Raw genomic sequence first — 16,065 nt, forward strand, 5'->3', positions numbered from 1 at the left:
GTGTTCTCCTTGTCGATCATCACCTTCTTGGCGCGACCGAGCATGTTGAGCGTGACGTTCTCGAGCTTGATGCCGAGATCTTCCGAGATCGCCTGGCCGCCGGTCAGGATCGCGATGTCCTGCAGCATGGCCTTGCGGCGATCGCCGAAGCCCGGAGCCTTGACGGCCGCGACCTTCAGGCCGCCGCGCAGGCGGTTCACGACGAGGGTGGCGAGCGCCTCGCCCTCGACGTCCTCGGCGACGATGATCAGCGGCTTGCCGGTCTGCACCACGGCCTCGAGCAGCGGCAGCAGTTCGTTCAGCGAGGAGAGCTTCTTCTCGTTGATGAGGATGTAGGCGTCGTCCATCTCAACGCGCATCTTGTCGGCGTTGGTGACGAAGTAGGGCGAGATGTAGCCGCGGTCGAACTGCATGCCCTCGACGACGTCGAGCTCGGTCTCGAGCGACTTGGCTTCCTCGACGGTGATGACACCCTCGTTGCCGACCTTCTTCATGGCGTCGGAGAGGAACTTGCCGATCTCCTGGTCGCCGTTGGCCGAGATGGTGCCGACCTGGGCAATCTCCTCGTTCGAGGTGACCTTCTTGGAGTTCTTCTGGAGGTCCGCGACGACGGCGTCGACGGCGAGGTCGATACCGCGCTTGAGGTCCATCGGGTTCATGCCGGCGGCAACCGCCTTGGCGCCTTCACGGACGATCGCAGCCGCGAGCACGGTCGCGGTGGTGGTGCCGTCGCCGGCCGCGTCAGCGGACTTGGAGGCGACTTCGCGCACCATCTGGGCGCCCATGTTCTCGAACTTGTCGTCGAGCTCGATCTCCTTGGCGACCGTGACGCCGTCCTTGGTGATGCGGGGAGCGCCGAACGACTTGTCGAGGACGACGTTGCGGCCCTTCGGACCGAGCGTGACCTTCACGGCGTTGGCAAGGATCTCGACGCCGCGCAGCATGCGGTCGCGGGCGTCGACGCCGAATTTCACTTCTTTGGCTGACATATTGGTTTCCCTGAGTTGTCTTGGTCTCATCTCACCCTTGGCGAGGCGCCCGGCAGGCGCTCCTCAGGGTGAGCGGTGCGAGCGGTAGAGTTAGGCGGCCTTCTTCTTCGAAGCCGGAGCTTCGAGCACGCCCATGATGTCGCTTTCCTTCATGATCAACAGGTCCTGGCCGTCGATCTTGACCTCGGTGCCCGACCACTTGCCGAACAGCACGCGGTCGCCGACCTGGACGTCGATCGGGATCAGCTTGCCGCTCTCGTCGCGGCCACCGGGGCCGACGGCGATCACTTCGCCCTGGGAGGGCTTTTCCTTGGCCGTATCGGGAATGATGATGCCGCCAGCGGTCTTCTCTTCTGCGTCGATGCGCTTGACCACGACGCGGTCGTGAAGCGGACGGAATTTCATGCAGTCCTCCTAAGCATTTGCACGAGATGGAGATTTTTGGGTTGTTAGCAGTCGATGCCCGCGAGTGCTACGCAGGCGAAATGGAGATAGGACAGGTTTTTTACGGGAGCAAGGGCTTCTAGCAGAAAAATCAGCACTCAGAAGGCTCGCCTGCCAAAAACATTTTCCATCCTTAACCGGACCCAGCTATTAGCAGGCGTCGCGATCTGCTGCTAAAGCATTGAATTTCAACAACTTGTTAAACTTTTGGGCTTGAGATCGGTTGGCAGTGTGCGTCACATTTCTCTCATGTGAGCGCATCTCCACCGGGTGGCTCTTTAGGGCAGTCCGAGTAAGCCACCCCTTGAATATGCGCTCCTGCAAAGGAGGCTGGCATGGGCTTGCGGGTTGGGGGTGTTTCCGACGACTTCCGGAAACAGTTGCTGGGTTACGGGCTGACGACGGCGCAGATTCTTTACCGGATGCCGGATCATCCCTCGCTGCTCCAGACCTACATCTGGCAGAACTACGATCTGTTTCCGAAATTCCCGGCGCTGACGGATTTCCTCGCCTTCTGGGAGGAGAAGCTCGACGGTCCGCTCTATTCGGTGACGGTGGCGCATTCCAAGCTGATCAAGCCGGCTGAGCTGCGCGCGGTCGACGGCGTGTTCAGGCTGAACTGAGCGCGGCCGCGGAGTTGTAGTTTCCGCGGAGTTGTAGCGTGGGCAAAGCGAAGCGTGCTCACCACTTCTGTTGACGGGGTCACAGAAGTGGTGGGCACGTCGCTTGCGCTCCTTTGCCCACCCTACGATTTCCGAATTCTGTGCTAGCCTTTGTCTCCAGAACAAGAACGGGAGGAAGCAATGGCCAAGCGGAAGGTGACCTCGCGCAGCGCGGCGCAATCAGCGGTGAAGAAGAAGTGGCACGGCAACAAGGTCGCCGGGCGATCTTCAGCCCGCAAGGCCGTGAAGGCGAAAGCTCGCACCACACCTGCCAAAACGCGCATCCGGCCCAAGCAGAGCATCGCCGTCAGCCATCACCGCGAAGAGGATTTCAAAGCCGATGGCCTGCGCGCGTACGCGCATTATCGCGATCTCGGCATCGCAGCGGCAACACATGGTCTCGCGCAAGCCCACGTCATCCGCCTGCTGCCGCCGTGCAATCCGGCCGAGGTGTCGAAGCTCCACTACCACGACGTCGAATTCCAGATGGTCTACGTGCTCAAGGGCTGGGTGAAGACCTACATGGACGGCCAGGGCGAGACGCTGATGAAGCAGGGCAGTGCCTGGACCCAGCCGCCGAAGATCAAGCACATGATCCTCGATTATTCGGACGACGTGGAATTGCTGGAGATCATCCTGCCGGCGGAGTTCAAGACGGTGGAGATCACGGCGTAATTCTCGCGCCATTCCTGGGAGCGACACGTCCTTCCCGCTGTCATTCCGGGACGCGCGTAGCGCGAGCCCGGAATCCATTTCACTTCTTGCGTTGCTGTCAAATGGATTCCGGGCTCGCGACTTCGTCGCGCCCCGGAATGACGAGCGGAGAGAGACTAATTCAACACCCCCACGATCGCGCCGATCAAACACGTCGTCAGCGTCCCTGATACGATCGATTTCAGGCCGAGAGCGTTGATCTCCTCGCGCCGCTCCGGGGCCATGACGCCGAGGCCGCCGATCATGATGCCGAGGCTCGCGAAGTTGGCGAAGCCGCACATCGCATAGAGCATGATCAGGCGCGAGCGCGCATCGAGCGCATCGGGGGCGAGCTTCGAAAGATCGACATAGGCGATCAGCTCGTTGAGCACCGTCTTGGTGCCCATCAGGCTGCCGGCCGTGACGGCCTGATCCCATGGCAGCCCCATCAGCCAGCACACCGGCGCCATGACGAGTCCCAGCAGGCGTTGCAGCGAGATCGCCGCGCCGTCGATGTTCGGCAACAGCCCGAGCGCGGCATTGACGAGATAGACCAGCGCCACCAGCACGATCAGCATGGCGACGATGTTGAGCAACAGCTCGAGCCCGGCGGAGGTGCCCTTGACGATCGCATCCATCGTGCCGGAGGCGTGCATGTCGGGGTCTTCGAGCGAACCGCCGGTGAGGCGGTCGCAGGTCTCCGGCACCATGATCAGGCTGACCAGGATCGCGGCCGGCGCGCCGAGCACCGAGGCGATGACGAAATGCGCGGCCGCGTCCGGGATCAGCGGCGCAAGCAGCGTCGCATAGAGCACCAGCACCGTGCCGGCGATTCCGGCCATGCCGCCGGTCATCACCAGGAACAATTCGCTGCGCGTCATCTGCGCCAGATACGGCCGCACGAACAGCGGCGCTTCCACCATGCCGAGGAAGATATTTGCCGCGGTCGACAGCCCGACCGCGCCGCCGACCCCTAGCGTGCGCTCGAGCAGCCACGCCATGCCGCGCACGATCGGCGGCAGCACGCGCCAATAGAACAGCAGCGTCGTCAGCACGCTCATCACGAGCACGATCGGCAGCGCCTGGAAGGCGAGGATGAAATCGGCGCCGGGTGCCTTGAGGTCGAAAGGCAGGGGACCGCCGCCGACATAGCCGAACACGAACGACGTGCCGGCGCGCGAGGCCGCCGAGATCGCGCCGACCGCGTCATTGATGGCGCCGAAAGCATGCGCGACGAACGGCAGCTTGAGCAGGACGATCGCGGTGAGGAAGGTGACGACGAGGCCGATTCCAGCCTGGCGCAGCGAGACCGCGCGACGGTTTTCCGCCAGCGCCCAGGCGATCGCCAGCAATGCGAAAATGCCGAGTGCCGATTGCAGTCGCAGCATGATGTCCCCAATCCCGCAATGATTATGGCAGCCGGGCCGTTGCAAAGGCAATGCCGGGGCGCACTGGAGCCCGGCCGGTTGTTGACAAGACTACCGGCCTCAGTCACGCCACAGCGTCAACACCATCCGCGCGGGGCGCCAATAGCCTTGCCGAACAAGAGCAGCTTCAAGAGCAGCCAATGTCCGCGAACCCGCCGGTCAGCGCCGGCGAACTCCTCAAGCACCCGCCATTCCTGTTCTTCCTGCTCTCGCGCAGCCTGTCGCGCTTTTCCAGCCAGATCGCGGCGGTCGCGATCGGCTGGCAAATCTACGATCTCACGGGTTCGGCCTTCGCGCTGGGCATGGTCGGGCTGGTGCAGTTCCTCCCCACAGCGCTTCTGGTGTTCGTCGCCGGCCACGCCGCCGACCGCTTCGAGCGCAAGCGCGTCGTCCAGCTCTGCCAACTCGCGGAAGCCGCGACCGCACTCTATCTCGCCGCGAGCACATATCTCGGTGCCATCGGCGAGGTGCAGATCTTCGTCGCAACTTTCGCGCTCGGCATCGCCGGCGCGTTCGAAAGTCCGACCACCGCGGCGCTGCTGCCGTTGATCGCGCCTCAGGGCTCGCTCCAGCGTGCGACTGCAATTTCCAGCGGCGCGGCGCAGGTTGCGACCATCACCGGGCCGGCGCTCGGCGGCTTCGCCTACGCGGTCGCGCCGCACTTCGCCTATGTCGTGATGGTGCTGTTCTGGATTCTCGGCATGATCTTCACGGGCATGATCCAGCCGGGCCCGCAGGCCATCGCCAAGGATGACGGCGACGACGACATCTACGCGGGCGTCCGTTTCATCCGCTCCAATCCGGCGATCCTCGGCACGATCTCGCTCGACCTGTTCGCGGTGCTGTTTGGCGGCGTCACCGCGCTGTTGCCGATCTATGCCCGAGATATCCTTGAGGCGGGCCCTCTTGGTCTGGGCATCCTGCGCGCCGCGCCTGCGGTCGGTGCGCTCTTGATGACCATGGTGCTGGCGCGCCACGCCATTTCGCGCCACATCGGCATCAGGATGTTTCAGGCAGTGATCGTGTTCGGCATCGCCACCGTGGTGTTCGCGCTGTCGCAGTGGATGTGGCTGTCGGTGCTCGCGCTCGCGGTGCTGGGCGCCGCCGACACGATCAGCGTCGTGATCCGCTTCTCGCTGGTGCAACTCTCGACGCCCGACGAGATGCGTGGCCGCGTCGGCGCGGTCAACTTCCTCTTCATCAACGCCTCGAACCAGCTTGGCCAGTTCGAGAGCGGGCTCACCGCCGCGCTGTTCGGCGCGATGCCGGCCGCCGTGCTCGGCGGCATCGGCACCATCGCGGTGGCGCTGCTATGGATGAAGCTGTTCCCGAGCCTGCGCAGGGTGGAGCGACTGGAGTAGAATGATACCGCCACCCGGCGCTGCGCCTACTGTGCATGGGGTTGTTTTTCGGTTTTTGTAGTGCGGCGCTCCCCGCAGGCGGGGAGAGCAGGAGCAAAGAGTTAGCCGCGTCCCACGAACGGCATCTTGGTCGCCATGACCGTCATGAACAGCACGTTGGCGTCGAGCGGCAACCCGGCCATGTAGGCGACGGCATCGCCGACCGCCTTTGCGTCCATGCGCGGCTCGTGCTTCGTCGTGCCATCGGGCTGCAACACGCCGGGACCGTTGACCATGCGGTCGGTCATCGGGGTCGCGGCATTGCCGATGTCGACCTGGCCGACTGCGATGTCATAGGCGCGGCCGTCGAGGTTGGAAGCCCTGGTGAGGCCCGTGATGGCGTGCTTGGTCGAGGTGTAGGCGGCGGAGAACGGCCGCGGCGCGTGCGCGGAGATCGAGCCGTTGTTGATGATGCGGCCGCCGCGCGGATTCTGGTCCTTCATGATGCGGAAGGCGTGCTGGGTGCAGAGAAACGGGCCGGTGAGATTGGTGTTCACCACCGCCTGCCACTGCTCGAGGCTGAGATCCTCGAAATTCACCGGAGGCGCGCCCATGCCGGCATTGTTGAAGAGCACGTCGAGCCGGCCGTAAGTCTCCGAGACCTTGGCGAACAGCGCGGCGATCGAGCCGGGGTTGGTCATGTCGGCGGAGACGCAGAGGCTCTTTCCGGCTGGGCCCAGCTTTGCGGTCTCCTCGAGCATTTCGAGCCGGCGTCCGGCCAGCACCACGGTGAAGCCGGCGTTCATCAGCGCCAGTGCGGCTGCGCGTCCGACACCGGTGCCGGCGCCGGTCACCACCGCGATCTTTTTCGCTTCGCTCATCGTTTCCTGCCTTTTCTTCTCTGTCAGGTTTTGGATTCTTTGTCGTTCTTGTAGGGCGGCCGCGGAATGTTCTGATGCGCGGCGCGCAAGGCCGCCGACCAGCGCGAGCGCAGGTCGTGGAAATAGGGCTCGCCCGCCTCGATGCGATGGTTGAGGTCGGCATCGCACGCATCGGTCCGCACCACCAGCACGTCGATTGGCAAGCCCACGCCGAGATTGGAGCGCATCGTCGAATCCATCGAGATCAGGCTGGTCTTCAGCGCCTCATAAAGCTCGATGTCGTAATGCATGGCGCGGTCGAGCACCGGCTTGCCGTATTTGTGCTCGCCGATCTGAAGGTAAGGCGTGTCGGTGGTGCACTCGATGAAGTTGCCGGCCGGATAAACCATGAACAGCCGCATCCGCGAGCCCTTGATCTGGCCGCCGAACAGGAACGACACGTCGAAATTGATGTCCTCGGCCTTGAGCGCAGCCGCCTCGGTCGAATGCACGGCGCGGATGGCGCGGCCGATGCGCTGCGCCGCTTGGAACATGGTCGGCGCGTTCATCAAGGTCTCGACGTCGCCCGTGTCGGGGTCCTCGAGACCCTCGGTGAGCGTCGACAGCACCGACTGGCTGATCGCGAGATTGCCGGCGCTCGCAATCGCCATGATCCGCTCGCCGGGTTTTGAGAAGATGTGCAGCTTGCGGAAGGTCGAGACGTTGTCCAGCCCCGCATTGGTCCGGGTGTCGGCGATCATGACCAGACCTTCCCGAACCAGGATTCCGCAGCAATAGGTCATTTCCAGTCCCCGAACGCGAACAGTGGCGCAAGACTAGTAGCCAATTTCGCGTGGCCCTCCAACCCCATTTCCCCCGGCCGAGGGCCTCGTGAAACCTTCCCTTGGCGCATGCCGTACCAACCCGATAGAAGGCAAGGCGAGGGGACGAGGAGGGGGAGATGAGAAAGCTCGTGGTCAGCAGCCTGATCGCGGCTGCGCTGGGCATGACGAGCCCTAAAGCCATGGCGGGTCCATGGGAAGACGGCATGGCCGCCTACAATCGCGGCGACTACGTGCCGGCGATCCAGGTGTTCCGCGGCATGGCGAAGGCTGGCAACGCAAAGGCACAAGGCATGCTGGGCGCGATGTACCAGCGCGGGCAGGGTGTGGCGAAAAGCTCGGCGCGCGCCTTCATGTGGCTGAGTCTGGCCGCCTCCCGTGGCGATGCCAAGGCCAAGGCGGAGCTCAAGACCGTCTCCGCGACGATGACGGCCGAAGACATGGCGCGCGCGGAAGAGATGATGCAGTCCTGCGAGACGTCGGACTACAGGAATTGCGAGTATTAGTCTCCCCGCCGTCATTCCGGGGCGCGGCAAAGCCGGAGCCCGGAATGACGAGCTAGATAACTACCCCTGCGACTGGCTCTGCCACTGCCCTGGACGTCCGGCCTGATCCACCTTCACCGCGACGCTCAGCGTCTCCGCGCCGCCGCCATAGCGGGTGCCGCGAACCGGTGCGGCGCCGAGATAGTCGAGCCCGATCGCGACGCGGACATGGGCATCGGTGGAGCAGATGCAGTTGGCGGGATCGAAGCCGACCCAGCCCAGATCAGGCACGAAGGCTTCTGCCCAGGCATGGCCGGCGTCCTGATGGACGGTGCCGTCGGAGCGCAGGAAATGGCCGGAGACGAAGCGCGCCGGCACGCCGGCGGTGCGGGCGCAGGCGATGAAGATGTGCGCGTAGTCCTGACAGACGCCGCGCTTGAGCGTGAACGCCTCGACCGCCGACGTGCCGCTGTTGGTCGGGTCCTCGTCGAACGTCATGTGCTCGCTGACCTCCGACATCAGCGCGTGCAGGAAACCGAGCGTGTCGCTCTCGGCTTCGCTGCGCAATTGGCGCGCAAAGCTCGCCATCGGAACATTGACTGCAGTGAGCTCGGTCGAGCGCAGGAACAGCCCCGACGGAAAGCGCTCGTCGGCGCCGCGCAGCACGCCGCCGGTGTCATGCGTCTCGATCAGGCCTTCGGCGCTGATCTTGATGTCGGCGACGGGACCGCAAGACAGCACATGGGTGACGTTGCCGAAGGCGTCCTCGTGCATGTCGAGCTTGGTGTCGGTGGAGACGTCGATCTGCCATTCCGCCACATATTGCCCGTCATGGCTGCCGGGCGTCATGCGCAGGATCTGGATCACGCTCGTCGCCGCCGGCTCGTAGCGATAGGTCGTGGTGTGCTGGATTCGCAGGCGCATGGTGTTTGATTCCGTCGTTCCGGGGCGGTCCGCAGGACCGAGCCCGGAATCTCGAGATTCCGGGTTCGCGCCGCGGAATGACGAGGGCTGAGGTGGGTCCCTGTTCGGCTAGATCAAATACTGCTTCGTGACGATTTCGCCCAGCCTTGAATTGTCAGCGATGAATTCCTGAATGAATTCATGCACACCGTGCTGGAAAATGTCGTTCATGTTGGAGTGTTCCAGCCGGTTGCGAATGCCGCGGGCGTGACGCTGGGCCGCGCCCTGGCGACCATAGGCGACGCCGATCTGGTCGAGGTTGCGCACGAGATTGCCGTAGCAGCTCGCCAGCGACCGCGGCAGCGTGTCGTTGAGGATGAGGAGATCTGCGATCAGCCACGGTTTCAGCGTTTCGCGATAGACCCAGTGATAGGCGGTGAGTGCCGACACCGAGCGCAGGATCGAGCTCCACTGATAGAAGTCGAGCGGGCCGCCGACATGTTCCTCCTCAGGCAGCAGCACGTGGTACTTCACGTCGAGAATGCGCGCGGTGTTGTCGGCGCGTTCGAGATGAAGGCCGAGCCGCGAGAACCAGTAGGCGTCGTTGCGCAGCATGGTGCGGTAGGCCGAGCCGTCGAAGCGCAGCGAGGTCTCCTGCACGAAGCGCAGGAATTTTGCCAAATCCTCGCGCGTCGAAGCGCCCCTGCTCCAGACCGCCTGGAGCTCGATCCAGGCCGAGTTGATCGTGTCCCACATCTCGCTGGTGAGCGCGGTGCGCACCGAGCGCGAGTTCAGCCGCGCCGCCTCGATGCAATTCCTGATCGAGGATGGGTTGGTCGCCGAGAACGAAAGATAGTCGACGACGTTGTACTCGTTGGCCTCCTCATAGTTCTGATAGAAGTTCGCGGCGACGCCGGCGGTGAGCAGCGCCGAGTCCCATTCGTTGGTCTTGCCGACATAGGTGGCCGGCAGAGCGGTGACACGCAACGTCGCATCGATGGTGCGCGCGAGATACTCGGCACGCTCGACGTAACGTGCGAGCCAGTAGAGGTTTTCGGCGGTACGCGACAGCATTCTCTCTACTCGTCCAGTATCCAGGTGTCTTTGGTGCCGCCGCCCTGGCTCGAATTCACGACCAGAGAGCCTTCCTTCAGCGCCACGCGGGTAAGCCCGCCCGGCACGACTGTGGTGCGCTTGCTGCCCGTCAGCACGAAGGGCCGCAAGTCCACATGGCGCGGCGCAAGGCCGCTTGCGGTGCAGGTCGGGCAGGTCGACAGCGCCAGCGTCGGCTGCGCGATGAATCCTTCGGGCTCGCGCTTGAGCTTCTCGCGGAAGGCTTCGATGGTGGCTTTCGTCGCCGCGGGGCCGATCAGCATGCCGTAGCCGCCGGAGCCGTGCACCTCCTTGACGACGAGCTCGCTCAAATTGTCCAGCACGTAGGCGAGGTCCTTCGGCTCGCGGCAGCGCCAGGTCGGCACGTTCTTCAGGATCGGCTCCTCGCCGAGGTAGAATTTCACGATGTCCGGCATGTAGGAGTAGATCGCCTTGTCGTCGGCAATCCCTGTTCCGACCGCGTTGGCGAGCGTGATGTTGCCGGCCGCATAGGCTGACATCAGCCCGGGCACGCCGAGCACGGAGTCGGGGCGGAAGGTGAGGGGATCGAGGAAGTCGTCATCGACGCGGCGATAGATCACGTCGACCCGTTTCAACCCTTCCGTCGTGCGCATGAACACTTCGTTGTTCTTGACGATGAGATCTCTGCCCTCGACGAGCTCGATGCCGAGCTTGTCGGCGAGGAAAGAGTGCTCGTAATAGGCGGAGTTGTAGACGCCGGGCGTGAGCAGGGCGACCGTCGGCTCGGCCGATGCGCCGAGTGGCGCGACGGAGCGCAAGGCCGCGAGCAGTTCGTCCGGATAGCGCTCGACCGGCGCAACCTTGTGGCGGGCGAACAGGTCCGGAAACAGCCGCATCATGATTTCGCGGTTTTCCAGCATGTAGGACACGCCGGACGGCGTGCGCGCATTATCCTCCAGCACGATGAAGTCATTGGCGTCGACCCGGACGATGTCGATGCCGGCGATGTGCACGTAGACGTCGTGCGGCACCTGCTGGCCGTTCATCTCGGGGCGGAACACCGGGTTGTGGAAGATCAGGTCGTCGGGCACGACCTCGGCCCGTAGGATATCGCGGCCATGATAGATGTCGCGCAGGAACATGTTCAGCGCGCGCACGCGCTGCTTGAGGCCCTTCTCCAGAAGCGCCCATTCCTTGCCCGACATGATCCTGGGGATCACGTCGAACGGGATCAGCCGCTCCGTGGACTCGGAATCCCCATAGACCGCAAAAGTGATGCCGATCCTGCGGAACAGCAGCTCCGCTTCCTGGCGGCGATATTCGAGCGCCTCAGGAGGCGTCTCCTTGAGCCAGCGTGCCAGCTCCTGATAGGCGGGGCGCAGGTCCCCGCCGGGAATGTTCATTTCGTCAAACGCGACTGCCATAGATCCCGACTGTTCTCCCCAGGCGTTGCGCCATTGCTCAGGTCGTATGGGCCTTGGTGAAGACCGCAACGTCCTGTGGCCATGCTTGCGAGAGTGCATGACTTACCCCGGTAGTAGCAAGGGCCGGGCCAGCGCGATAAGCATGGACTTCGAAGCACAGTCTCGGGGCATTTGCCGGGAATGACCGGAGAGGTGCCTGAAAAAATGGCTGAGGACTGCTTAATTCGGCAGCAAAACCGCGTGACTTCAACGCGTTACCTCGGCAAAGTCGGCGTTACAGGTGAGGGACAGGTTTATGAGCGAGATCGTCACGGCGGGCATTCTGGTTATTGGGGATGAGATTCTGTCCGGCCGGACCAAGGACAAGAATATCGGCTTCATCGCCGAATACCTGACCAATATCGGCATCGACCTGAAGGAGGTCCGGGTCGTCTCCGATGACGAGCCCGACATCATCGCGGCGTTGGATGCACTGCGGCATCGCTACACCTATGTCTTCACCACCGGCGGCATCGGGCCGACCCATGACGACATCACCGCCGACAGCGTGGCAAAGGCCTTCGGCGTCGGCATCGACCACCATCCCGAGGTGGTCGCCCGCTTCCGCGAGCGCTGGAGCGAGCAGGACCTCAACGAGGCCCGCTTGCGCATGGCCCGCATCCCCGACGGCGCCGAGCTGATCCAGAGTGCGACCATCCTCGCCCCCGGCTTCAAGATCGGCAATGTCATCGTGATGGCGGGCGTACCGTCGATCATGCAGGCAATGATGGACATTGTCTCGCCCAAGCTGAAGTCGGGCGTCCGCATGCTCTCCGAATCGGTCCGCGCCAATGCGCGGGAAGGCGACATCGGCGGGCCCTTGCGGACGATCGCCGCCGCCCATCCCGACACCATCATCGGCAGCTATCCCTTCATGGATGAGGAGCAGAAGCCGAACACCAATCTGGTGGTGCGTTCGCGCGATCCGGAGAAGCTGGCGGCAGCAATGGCGGCGGTGAAGGAAATGCTGGTAGGGTTGAACGTTAGCCGCTAGCAGAAGACGCTTGAGAGGAATGGAGACGACGATGGCCGAGGCACCGGAACTGAGTGCGCAGGAGCGGGCGGGCAAAGCCTTTCCGGTCTCGTGGGACCAGTTTCACCGGGACTGTCGCGCGCTGACCTGGCGCCTCAACGAGGTCGGCCCGTTCCATGCGGTCATCGCGATCACCCGCGGCGGCCTGGTGCCGGCCGCGATCGTGGCGCGCGAGCTCGGGGTGCGCGTGATCGACACCGTCTGCATCGCCAGCTACGACCACACCAAGCAGGGCGACCTTCAGGTGCTCAAGGGCATTTCGGAGGCGGCGATGAAGCTCGGCGGCGGCACCGGCAAGGGGCTTCTGATCGTCGACGACCTCGTCGACACCGGCAAGACCGGCAAGCTGGTCCGCGAAATGTTGCCGGAGGCGCATTTCGCCACCGTCTATGCCAAGCCCAAGGGCCGTCCGTTGGTCGACACTTTCATTACGGAAGTCTCCCAGGACACCTGGATCTTCTTCCCCTGGGACACAGCGTTGTCCTACCATCCGCCGCTCCGCGACGGAGCGGCGTAAGCCACGGGAGCTGACTACGATGGCCGGACGCGCGCGGTTGGCATGGTTCGGCTTCGTCGTCGCGTTCGCTGTGACACTGCTTGCGGCCGAAGCCCGATGCCAGGATCGGCAGACCTCGGCTCTCGACCCAGCCGTGATCGAGGACATCGTGATCGGCAGCCGCGTTCTCGCCGAGCTTGGCGTGCTCGACGGCTTCGGCCATGTCAGCGCCCGTGATCCCAAGAACCCCGATCACTTCCTGATGTCGCGCTCGCTGGCGCCGGCGCTCGTCACGGCTGACGACATCATGGAGTTCGATCTCGACGGCAATCCCGTGGATGCCAAGGGGCGCAGCGTCTTCCTGGAGCGCTTCATCCATAGCGAGATCTACAAGGCGCGGCCGGATGTGATGGCGGTGGTGCACACGCATTCGCCCGGCGTGATTCCGTTCACGATCAGCCAGGTTGCGCTGCGGCCGGTCTTCCACAACGCGGCGTTCCTTGCCGCGGGCGCGCCGGTCTGGGATATCCGGAAAGACTTCGGCGAGACCAACATGCTGGTCAGCAATTCGGCCATCGGCAAGGGACTGGCGCTCGCGCTCGCCGACAAGTCGGTGGTGCTGATGCGCGGCCATGGCGACGCAACCGTGGGACCATCCGTGAAAGTCGCGGTCTTCCGTGCCTACTACACCGACGTCAATGCGCGGCTGCAGTCGCAGGCCATCGCGCTTGGCGGCGAAGTGAATTATCTGACGGCAGCCGAGGGCGCCAAGGCCGACGCGATCAATCTGCAGGTTCTCGACCGTGTCTGGAACCTGTGGAAAATGCGCATCACCACGGCGCCACCAAAATAGTGCCGCTGCAAAACCGCGTCATGCCGACGGGTGAGATCATCGCCACCCCACATCGCGGCATGTTCACGGGCAACCGCGGCATCAACAAGACGCTACTGAGGCGCCCCGGGGGCTACCGATGACCACGAAACAGCCGATCGCCATAGGCTTGATCTCCTGCAGGAATATGCTGCTGAACGGTCACGCAAACGAGCACGTTCTGCCCTGCCTTCAGCAAATCCTGGCAGATATCGATTCGATAGCGGGTTCAAGTACACGGAGAATTGTCGGGCGCTGTGTTGCTGAGGCGGTCGATCAGATCAAGAGTGCCAACTTCGTTAGCGCTGGATGGATATTGAACTTGATCCACAATCTGCCGTTGGATGTGGCAAGCGAACAGCGGTGGGACGTTGACTACTTCCTTTCGATAGAGCTTCCGAATTTCACTTCGAGGAAATCAAGTCTGCAAGGCTGATTGCGCTCTACATTTGCAACCAGCTTGCGCGGCAGTACTTGCCCGACGACGATTGATTTGATGCCACCTATAGGACGCAGGCGTTTTACCATGCCGCTGCAAAACCGCGTCATGCCGACGGGTGAGATCATCGCCACCCCACATCGCGGCATGTTCACGGGCAACCGCGGCATCATCCATGACCCCGCGACGAAGACGCTGTTGAAAAAACGCTGGTCGACGCCGGCCTGGCTGACCTGCACGTGCGAATTCCGCGGCCGTCGCCGCGAGGTGATGGCGACGCAGAGCTGGACCGAGCTGTTCTTCCTCGACGAGGCCACCGCGCTCGCTGCCGGCCATCGTCCCTGTTTCTATTGCCGCCGCGACGATGCCAATCGCTTCCGGGCCGCATGGGAGAAAGGCAATCGCGTGCATGATGCCCGCATGCACGACATCGACACGGTGCTGCACCACGAGCGGCTCGATCACGGCCAGAAACGACTGCACGCGCTGCTGATGCCGATCGACCACCTTCCCGTCGGCGCGATGGTGAGCCAAGGCGAGGAGAGCTTTCTGGTGGCGCAGGGCAGGGTGCTCTTGTGGTCGCCGGCGGGCTATACCGACGTCGAGCGTCAGCCCAGCGAAGCAAAGCTGCTCACGCCGCCATCGACGCTGCGCACACTGCACGCCGGCTACGAGCCCGTGCTGCATGCGACCGCATTGCGCTAGCGCAGCGGCCGCCCTTGCTCGTCCACGATCATCCGCGCATCGCGCAGAGCCCATTCGCGGATGACTTGGCGGCATCGGGCGATCTCCCCATCACTCGCCACGTTCGCATCCCGCGCAGCCCGTTCCACCATTGCCTTGCAATTGACGAGCACGGAGCGATCTTCGGCGTGCGCCGGCGGCGCAAGCGCTGCCAGCAACGCGACGCTGCACGCAAGCCGCATCATCCGAGCCTCTCGCGCGCCAGCGCGGCGCCGGCGCCGAGCGCCATCAGCTTGGCTTCCGCGATCTCCCGCCGCATCGGCGCCATGCCGCAATTGGTGGTGGCGATGATGTTGCTCTTGGGCACGAATTTCGACACCGCGTCGATCACCTGAGCGACGTCGTCGGCCGTCTCGACCGTGTCGCTGGCGACATCGATCACGCCGGCCTGAACGATTTTGCGCTTCAGAAGTGCGAACAGATCGAGCGGCACCTTGGAATTGCGGCATTCGATCGCAACCTGCTGGATCGAGCTGGCATCGATCGCGGGGAAGATCTGCTCATACTGCCGCCATTGGCTCCCGAGCGTCTCCTTCCAGTCGGTGTTGGCCTTGATGCCGTAGCCGTAGCAGATGTGCACGGCGGTCGTGCAGGTGAGGCCCTCGGCGGCGCGCTCCAGCGCCTTGATGCCCCAATCGTTGACCTCGTCCATGTAGACGTTGAAGGCGGGCTCATCAAACTGGATGAGATCGACGCCGTCGGCCTGCAGTGCCTTGGCCTCCGCGTTCAGGAGATCGGCGAAAGCAAAGGCCATCTTCACCCGATCGCCGTAGTAGCGATCGGCGATAGTGTCGATGATGGTCATCGGGCCGGGCAGGGTGAATTTCAGCTTCTTCTTCGTATGCGTCCGCGCCACGCGCGCCTCGAAGGCGTGGACGCGATCTTTGAGCTGCAAAGGCGCGATCACCTGCGGCACCATTGCCTTATAACGATCCTTTCGAATTCCCATCTCGACCTTGTGCGCGAAGTCGATGCCCTCGATCTTCTCGAGAAAACCGTGCACGAAGTGCTGCCGCGCCTGCTCGCCCTCGGTGACGATGTCGATGCCGGCGTCTTCCTGGATCTTCAGCCAGATCAGCGTCGCGTCGCGCTTGGCGCGCAGGAGCTCGTCGTCCTTCGACTTCCAGGGCGCCCAGAGCATGTTCGGCTCTGCGAGCCATTCCGGTTTCGGCAAGGAGCCGGCGATGGTGGTTGGAAACAGCATGGCGCCCTCCGCGTCTGATGTCATTGCGCACCTTCCTGCCATGTCTTAACGTCGAGGTACAGAACAACAAAAGTCGGCTCATATTCCCGGCGACCT

19 protein-coding genes are annotated in these 16,065 nt (G+C 63.4%); 9 read left to right on the forward strand and 10 right to left on the reverse strand.

Translation table 11 applies throughout. The features are described 5' to 3' along the window. Both groEL and groES read right to left on the reverse strand, forming a co-directional pair. Nucleotides 1–989: chaperonin GroEL (gene groEL, locus Q3C01_RS11555; protein WP_458145449.1), on the reverse strand; the 989-nt coding region annotated here is incomplete at its 3' end. Between the two features lie 90 nt (nt 990–1,079). After that, nucleotides 1,080–1,394 carry a co-chaperone GroES gene (gene groES / locus Q3C01_RS11560; protein ID WP_212407848.1) on the reverse strand — a complete coding sequence of 105 codons (315 nt, stop codon included), beginning with the start codon at nt 1,392–1,394 and terminating at the stop codon, nt 1,080–1,082. Nucleotides 1,395–1,768: 374 nt separating this feature from the next. Between groES and Q3C01_RS11565 the strand changes: the two genes are divergently transcribed. Then, nucleotides 1,769–2,056 (forward strand): usg protein, encoded by a 288-nt coding sequence (locus Q3C01_RS11565; RefSeq protein WP_458145450.1) that lies wholly within the window; start codon nt 1,769–1,771, stop codon nt 2,054–2,056. Between the two features lie 180 nt (nt 2,057–2,236). Further along, on the forward strand, nt 2,237–2,770 hold the full coding sequence (locus tag Q3C01_RS11570) for a cupin domain-containing protein (RefSeq protein WP_458145451.1): 534 nt from the start codon (nt 2,237–2,239) through the stop codon (nt 2,768–2,770). A gap of 155 nt (nt 2,771–2,925) precedes the next feature. Here Q3C01_RS11570 and Q3C01_RS11575 read toward each other — a convergent pair whose 3' ends face one another. Beyond that, the gene (locus Q3C01_RS11575) at nt 2,926–4,176 is read right to left on the reverse strand and encodes a NupC/NupG family nucleoside CNT transporter (protein WP_458145452.1); all 1,251 of its coding nucleotides are present in this window, start codon (nt 4,174–4,176) and stop codon (nt 2,926–2,928) included. A 179-nt stretch (nt 4,177–4,355) separates the two neighbouring features. Here Q3C01_RS11575 and Q3C01_RS11580 point away from each other — a divergent pair, with 179 nt between their 5' ends. Further along, nucleotides 4,356–5,576 carry an MFS transporter gene (locus tag Q3C01_RS11580; RefSeq protein WP_458145453.1) on the forward strand — a complete coding sequence of 407 codons (1,221 nt, stop codon included), beginning with the start codon at nt 4,356–4,358 and terminating at the stop codon, nt 5,574–5,576. Nucleotides 5,577–5,677: 101 nt separating this feature from the next. Here the strand turns inward: Q3C01_RS11580 and Q3C01_RS11585 are convergent, their stop codons facing one another. Next, a complete protein-coding gene (locus tag Q3C01_RS11585) occupies nt 5,678–6,436 on the reverse strand; it encodes an SDR family oxidoreductase (protein ID WP_458145454.1) in 759 nt (252 codons plus the stop codon). Between the two features lie 23 nt (nt 6,437–6,459). After that, on the reverse strand, nt 6,460–7,218 hold the full coding sequence (locus Q3C01_RS11590; RefSeq protein ID WP_458145455.1) for a proteasome-type protease: 759 nt from the start codon (nt 7,216–7,218) through the stop codon (nt 6,460–6,462). A gap of 158 nt (nt 7,219–7,376) precedes the next feature. Between Q3C01_RS11590 and Q3C01_RS11595 the strand changes: the two genes are divergently transcribed. Then, nucleotides 7,377–7,763 (forward strand): SEL1-like repeat protein, encoded by a 387-nt coding sequence (locus Q3C01_RS11595; protein WP_458145456.1) that lies wholly within the window; start codon nt 7,377–7,379, stop codon nt 7,761–7,763. Nucleotides 7,764–7,823: 60 nt separating this feature from the next. Here Q3C01_RS11595 and Q3C01_RS11600 read toward each other — a convergent pair whose 3' ends face one another. The 3 genes from Q3C01_RS11600 to Q3C01_RS11610 all read right to left on the reverse strand — a co-directional run bounded on the left by Q3C01_RS11600 (nt 7,824) and on the right by Q3C01_RS11610 (nt 11,143). Beyond that, on the reverse strand, nt 7,824–8,666 hold the full coding sequence (locus tag Q3C01_RS11600) for a transglutaminase family protein (protein WP_458145457.1): 843 nt from the start codon (nt 8,664–8,666) through the stop codon (nt 7,824–7,826). A gap of 108 nt (nt 8,667–8,774) precedes the next feature. Beyond that, on the reverse strand, nt 8,775–9,719 hold the full coding sequence (locus Q3C01_RS11605) for an alpha-E domain-containing protein (RefSeq protein WP_458145458.1): 945 nt from the start codon (nt 9,717–9,719) through the stop codon (nt 8,775–8,777). Nucleotides 9,720–9,724: 5 nt separating this feature from the next. Further along, nucleotides 9,725–11,143, reverse strand: a complete 1,419-nt coding sequence (locus Q3C01_RS11610; protein WP_458145459.1) for a circularly permuted type 2 ATP-grasp protein — start codon at nt 11,141–11,143, stop codon at nt 9,725–9,727. 295 nt (nt 11,144–11,438) lie between these two features. On the opposite strand from Q3C01_RS11610, the gene Q3C01_RS11615 reads away from it, so the two are divergent. The 5 genes from Q3C01_RS11615 (at nt 11,439) to Q3C01_RS11635 (ending at nt 14,726) form a co-directional block, all read left to right on the forward strand. Further along, nucleotides 11,439–12,176: a competence/damage-inducible protein A gene (locus Q3C01_RS11615; protein ID WP_458145460.1), complete on the forward strand. Its 738-nt coding sequence runs from the start codon at nt 11,439–11,441 to the stop codon at nt 12,174–12,176. A 31-nt stretch (nt 12,177–12,207) separates the two neighbouring features. Further along, the gene (gpt, locus tag Q3C01_RS11620) at nt 12,208–12,732 is read left to right on the forward strand and encodes a xanthine phosphoribosyltransferase (RefSeq protein WP_458145461.1); all 525 of its coding nucleotides are present in this window, start codon (nt 12,208–12,210) and stop codon (nt 12,730–12,732) included. Between the two features lie 19 nt (nt 12,733–12,751). After that, nucleotides 12,752–13,564 (forward strand): class II aldolase/adducin family protein, encoded by an 813-nt coding sequence (locus Q3C01_RS11625; RefSeq protein WP_458145462.1) that lies wholly within the window; start codon nt 12,752–12,754, stop codon nt 13,562–13,564. Between the two features lie 118 nt (nt 13,565–13,682). After that, nucleotides 13,683–14,018 (forward strand): hypothetical protein, encoded by a 336-nt coding sequence (locus tag Q3C01_RS11630; protein WP_458145463.1) that lies wholly within the window; start codon nt 13,683–13,685, stop codon nt 14,016–14,018. A 90-nt stretch (nt 14,019–14,108) separates the two neighbouring features. Further along, nucleotides 14,109–14,726, forward strand: coding sequence for a hypothetical protein (locus Q3C01_RS11635; protein WP_458145464.1), 618 nt, complete (start codon nt 14,109–14,111; stop codon nt 14,724–14,726). On the opposite strand, the gene Q3C01_RS11640 is transcribed toward Q3C01_RS11635, so the two are convergent. Both Q3C01_RS11640 and Q3C01_RS11645 read right to left on the reverse strand, forming a co-directional pair. Beyond that, on the reverse strand, nt 14,723–14,950 hold the full coding sequence (locus tag Q3C01_RS11640) for a hypothetical protein (protein ID WP_458145465.1): 228 nt from the start codon (nt 14,948–14,950) through the stop codon (nt 14,723–14,725). The two genes, Q3C01_RS11635 and Q3C01_RS11640, sit on opposite strands and share 4 nt — an antisense overlap. Next, complete coding sequence (locus Q3C01_RS11645; protein WP_458145608.1) at nt 14,947–15,969, reverse strand: methionine synthase; 1,023 nt, start codon at nt 15,967–15,969, stop codon at nt 14,947–14,949. The genes Q3C01_RS11640 and Q3C01_RS11645 overlap by 4 nt, the downstream gene beginning before the upstream one ends. Nucleotides 15,970–16,065: the final 96 nt, after the last annotated feature.

The sequence above is a fragment of the Bradyrhizobium sp. UFLA05-109 genome (assembly GCF_054185165.1).